4 protein-coding genes are annotated in these 4,651 nt (G+C 74.9%); 3 read left to right on the forward strand and 1 reads right to left on the reverse strand.

What is annotated here, in order from left to right; translation table 11 throughout:
- Positions 1 to 141: 141 nt before the first annotated feature.
- Positions 142 to 1,083, reverse strand: a complete 942-nt coding sequence (locus tag C1I99_RS29535) for a phytoene/squalene synthase family protein (protein ID WP_111137465.1) — start codon at positions 1,081 to 1,083, stop codon at positions 142 to 144.
- A gap of 264 nt (positions 1,084 to 1,347) precedes the next feature.
- On the opposite strand from C1I99_RS29535, the gene crtI reads away from it, so the two are divergent.
- The 3 genes from crtI to C1I99_RS29550 are packed head-to-tail and all read left to right on the forward strand — an operon-like array spanning position 1,348 to position 4,421.
- Positions 1,348 to 2,826: a phytoene desaturase family protein gene (gene crtI, locus C1I99_RS29540; RefSeq protein WP_111137466.1), complete on the forward strand. Its 1,479-nt coding sequence runs from the start codon at positions 1,348 to 1,350 to the stop codon at positions 2,824 to 2,826.
- Positions 2,827 to 2,860: 34 nt separating this feature from the next.
- Entirely contained in the window at positions 2,861 to 3,481 is a 621-nt protein-coding gene (idi, locus tag C1I99_RS29545; protein WP_111137467.1) for an isopentenyl-diphosphate Delta-isomerase, read from the forward strand.
- Positions 3,471 to 4,421 carry a MerR family transcriptional regulator gene (locus tag C1I99_RS29550; protein WP_111137468.1) on the forward strand — a complete coding sequence of 317 codons (951 nt, stop codon included), beginning with the start codon at positions 3,471 to 3,473 and terminating at the stop codon, positions 4,419 to 4,421. Before idi ends, C1I99_RS29550 begins: the two co-directional genes overlap by 11 nt.
- Positions 4,422 to 4,651: the final 230 nt, after the last annotated feature.

The following is a 4,651-nucleotide window of genomic DNA, read 5'->3' on the forward strand; positions in this document are numbered from 1 at the left end:
GGGCGGGATCGGGGGCAGTTCCGCCTGGGCCGACCCGGTACGCGGCTACACGTTCGCCTACGCCACCGCCCGGCTCGCCGAGCACGACCGGGTCGAGGCCCTGGTCGACGCCCTGCACTCCTGCCTCTGAGCAGGCTGCGGTCAGCGCACCCCGATCGTAGGACGCGCGACGACGGGGCCCGGCGGGCCGGGGATCACGACCGGGGCGCCGGCCGGGGTGAGCAGGGAACGGGCGGCGACGACCAGCCGGCGCCGCTGCGGCACCACGGCCCGGCGCACGAAGACGTCGTAGTCCTGCCCGGCCACCTCGTCGAGGATGCCGCCGTAGAGCGCGTACGCGGTGCGCATGCAGCCCTGCGAGGCGGGTTCGAGCAGCGGGATGCCCGGGGCCGCGGCGGCGTAGTGCGCGCGCGCCCGGCCCACCTCGTACGCGATCAACTCCCGGATCCGTTCCGTGGCGCACCGGGCGGCGCGGGCCTCCACCAGCTCCTCGCGGGTCACGCCGAACCGGGCCAGGTCCTCGTCCGGGAGGTACGTCCGCCCGCGGTCTAGGTCCTCGGCCACGTCCCGGATGAAGTTGGTGAGCTGGAAGGCGAAACCGAGTTGGCGGGCCGGCTCCCGGGCCGCCGCCGGATCGGAGCTGCCCAGGATCGGCAGCATCATGGTGCCGATGACCGCCGCCGAGCCCTGCATGTAGTCGAGCAGGTGGTGGTAGCTGCGGTACGAGGTGACCGTCAGGTCCATCGCCATGCTCTTCAGGAACGACGCGAAGTCGTCCCGGTCGAGGTCGAACACGGCGATCGTGTGCAGCACCGCGGGGAGCAGCGGGTCGTCGACCGGTTCGCCGTGCAGGCCGGCGACGAAGCGGCCGGCCCAGTCGTCGAGTCGGGCGGCGCGCTCGGCCGGCGGCAGCTCCTCGGTGCGGTCCACGATCTCGTCGGCGTATCGGGTGAACCCGTACAGGGCGTGCACGTGCCGCCGTTTCCATGCGGGCAGCAGCCGGGTGGCGAGATAGTAGGTGCGGCCGTGACGCCGGTGCAGGTCACGGCATCGGTCATAGGCGGCGGTGAGATCCCGGTCCACCGACCCTCCTCAGCTATCGACGCACCGATCGACGCAACTCGTACCCTAGGGTACCCTCGCCGCATGGCCGGCGACGCGGTTGCGGGTGCCGTTCCTCCCGTGGCCGGCCCCGAGTCCGAACGGATCATCTCCCACCGGTCATTGGGGGCGCCGGGGGCGCCGACACCGGGCCGACGGACGGAACGGCGGGGACGCGCCCGGCAGTCCGCGCACCGCCGCCACGCCCCACGGCATGATGGGCAACCTGGTGAAGGAGGTGGTCAGGTGCGTACCGTGACGGGGCCCACCGACCGGGCGGTGGTGGTCGGCGCCGGTCTCGGCGGGCTGGCCTGCGCGCTGCACCTGGCCGGCAGCGGCCGGCAGGTCACCGTACTGGAGCGCGAGCCGCTGCCGGGCGGCCGGGCCGGCCGGCTCAGCGTCGACGTCTACGAGTTCGACACCGGCCCGACCGTGCTCACCATGCCCGACCTGATCGCCGAGGCGCTCGGTGCGGTCGGCGAGGAGCTGGCCGACTGGCTCGACCTCACCCCGCTCGACCCGGCCTACCGGGCGCACTACCCGGACGGCTCGACGCTGGACGTGATCACCGACACCACCCGGATGGCCGCCGAGATCTCCCGCGTCTGCGGGCCCCGGGAGGCCGACGGCTACCTGCGCTTCGTCGACTACGCCCAGAAGCTGTGGCGGCTGGAGCGGGCCGACTTCATCGAGCGCAACCTGGACTCGCCGGCCGACCTGATCACCGGCAACCTGCTGAGACTGCTCGCCGGCGGCGCGTTCCGCCGCCTCCAAACCAAGATCAACCAGTTCTTCCGGGACCCCCGCACCCAGCGGGTCTTCTCCTTTCAGGCCATGTACGCCGGCCTCGCGCCGCACGACGCGTTGGCCATCTACGCGGTCATCGCCTACCTCGACTCGGTGGCCGGGGTCTGGTTCCCGCGCGGCGGCATCCACGCGGTGTCCCGGGCCATGGCCGGCGCCGCCGAGAAGCACGGCGTCCAGATCCGGTACGGCACCACGGTGACCCGGGTGGAGACCGCCGGCGGCCGGGCCACCGGTGTGCTCACCGCGGACGGCGAACTGGTCCCGGCCGACGTGGTGGTGCTCAACCCCGACCTGCCGGTCGCCTACCGCGATCTGCTCCCGCCGTCCCGGCCACGCCGGCTGACCTACTCACCGTCCTGCGTCGTGCTGCACGTCGGCTCGACCCAGGGCTATGGCCGGATCGCCCACCACAACATCCACTTCGGCCGGTCGTGGAAGGGGACGTTCGACGAGGTCATCCGGCGCGGTGAGCTGATGACCGACCCGTCGCTGCTGGTGACCAACCCGAGCCGGACGGACCGGTCGGTGGCGCCGGCCGGCCGGCACACCTACTACGTACTCGCCCCGGTGCCGAACCTCGACCGGGCGCCGCTCAACTGGCGGGGGGACCTGAGCGGCCGCTACGCCGACCAGCTCGTCGAGACCCTGGAGCAGCGCGGATACCTCGGCTTCGGCGCGGGCGTCGAGGTGCTGCGGGCCGTCACCCCGGCCGACTGGGCCGCACAGGGCATGGCGGCGGGCACCCCGTTCGCTGCCGCGCACAGCTTCCTCCAGACCGGCCCCTTCCGCCCGTCCAACCTGCACCGGGAACTGCCCAACGTGGTCTTCGTCGGCTCCGGCACCCAGCCCGGCGTCGGGGTGCCGATGGTGCTCATCTCCGGCAAGCTCGCCGCCGGCCGCGTCACCGGCGGCGCCTGATGGCCGGCCCAGTCACGGACGGAGGGCGCAGCGGGTGACGTCTCGGGAAGGACACCTCGTCGAGCTGGTCGACGACGCCGGGCGGGCGCGCGGCGAGACGACCGTGTCGGCCGCGCACCAGCCCCCGGGTCAGTTGCACCGGGCCTTCTCGGTGCTGCTGGTCGACCCGGCGGGCCGGGTGCTGCTGCAACGACGGGCGGCGACCAAGACCCGCTTCCCGCTGCGCTGGGGCAACTCGTGCTGCGGCCACCCGGGGCCGGGGGAGTCGCTGGTCGAGGCGGCCAACCGCCGGCTGCGCGAGGAGCTCGGCGCCGGCCCGGTCGAGCTGACCGAGGTCGGGGTGTACGTCTACTACGCCGAGGACCCGGCGACCGGGCGGGTCGAGTTCGAGTACGACCACGTCCTGCGGGGCGAGTGGCGACCGGACGCGCCGCTGCGCCCCGACCCCGCCGAGGTGGCCGAGCTGCGCTGGGTCGACCCCGTCGAGCTGGCGGCCGACCTCGACGCCGACCCGCGTGCGTACGCACCGTGGCTGAGCGGCGTGGTGAACCGGCTACTGCGCCCTTCAGGTACGGCCGCCGGCCCGCCCGAGGAGGCCGTCAACCGGCCCGGGCTCCCCGTGGACGACGCGGCGGAGCGGCCGGGTGACCGATGAGGCACTGAGCGCGGGAGCGGTCTCCCGGCGACTGGGGGTCGCCGTCACCACCTTGCGCACCTGGCATCAGCGCTACGGTCTCGGGCCCAGCGAGCACGTACCGGGGCAACACCGGCGCTACACGCCGGCCGACCTCGCACGTCTGGAGATCATGCGGCGGCTCACCACCGAGGGGGTCGCCCCGGCCGAGGCCGCCCGCTGGGCGCGTCAGGCCCCGGACGCCGTACCGGCCGAGGCAGGCGCCCGAGGCCGGACGCGCCCGGCCGGCGGCCGGGCCGGCGGCGGGCCGACCATCCCGGTGGGCCGGGCCGGCCCGGCGGCCCGGGGCCTGGCCCGGGCCGCCATGTGCCTGGACTCGGTGGCGATCAGCGAGGCGATCGGGCACGCCCTGGCGACCGACGGCGTCGTCGCCACCTGGGACGGACTGCTACGCCCGGTCCTCGTCGGCATCGGCGAACGGCACGCGGCGACCGCCGGTCTGGTCGAGGTCGAGCACCTGCTGTCCCGGTGCGTCTCGGAGGCGCTCGCGGCGGTCGCCCGGGCCGCCGCCCCCACCGGCCCGCCGCGCATCCTGCTCTCCTGCGCCGACGAGGAGCAGCACAGCCTGCCGTTGGAGGCGCTCGCTGCCGCGCTCGCCGAGGCCGGCGTCGGGTACCGGATGCTGGGCGCCCGGGTGCCGGTGGACGCGCTGCTGGAGGCGGTCAACCGGACCGGGCCGGCCGCCGTCGCGGTGTGGTCGCACACCCCGGTCACCGCCGATCCCGGCCAGCTCAGGGCGCTGCTCGCCGCGCCCCGCCGGCCGCTGCTGGTGCTCGCCGCCGGGCCCGGCTGGTTGGCCGGCACACTGCCCGCCGGGGTGGTGCGGCCGGTCGACCTCGCCGAGGCGGTCTCGCTGACGACGGCGGTACGGGACTCCCTGCAGCAGCCGGCGCGCGACTAGACCCGGGCCGGCACCGGCCGCCCGGCAATGTGAAACAGGACCCACAACGGGGTCTCCCGGCTCAGCTCGGCGTCCACTAGCGTCGGGGGTCCGCTGACCCCGACCCCCCTTCGGGAGCGAACGATGCGCCCACGCGCCGTCCTGGCGTCCGGCCTGGCCCTGGTCCTCCTTGTCACCGGTTGTGGTGGCAACACCGGGTCCGGCGCCCGGGTCGCCGCGGCCCCCAGCCC

This window comes from Micromonospora deserti (assembly GCF_003236335.1).
GTDB classification, from domain to species: Bacteria; Actinomycetota; Actinomycetes; order Mycobacteriales; family Micromonosporaceae; genus Micromonospora; species Micromonospora deserti.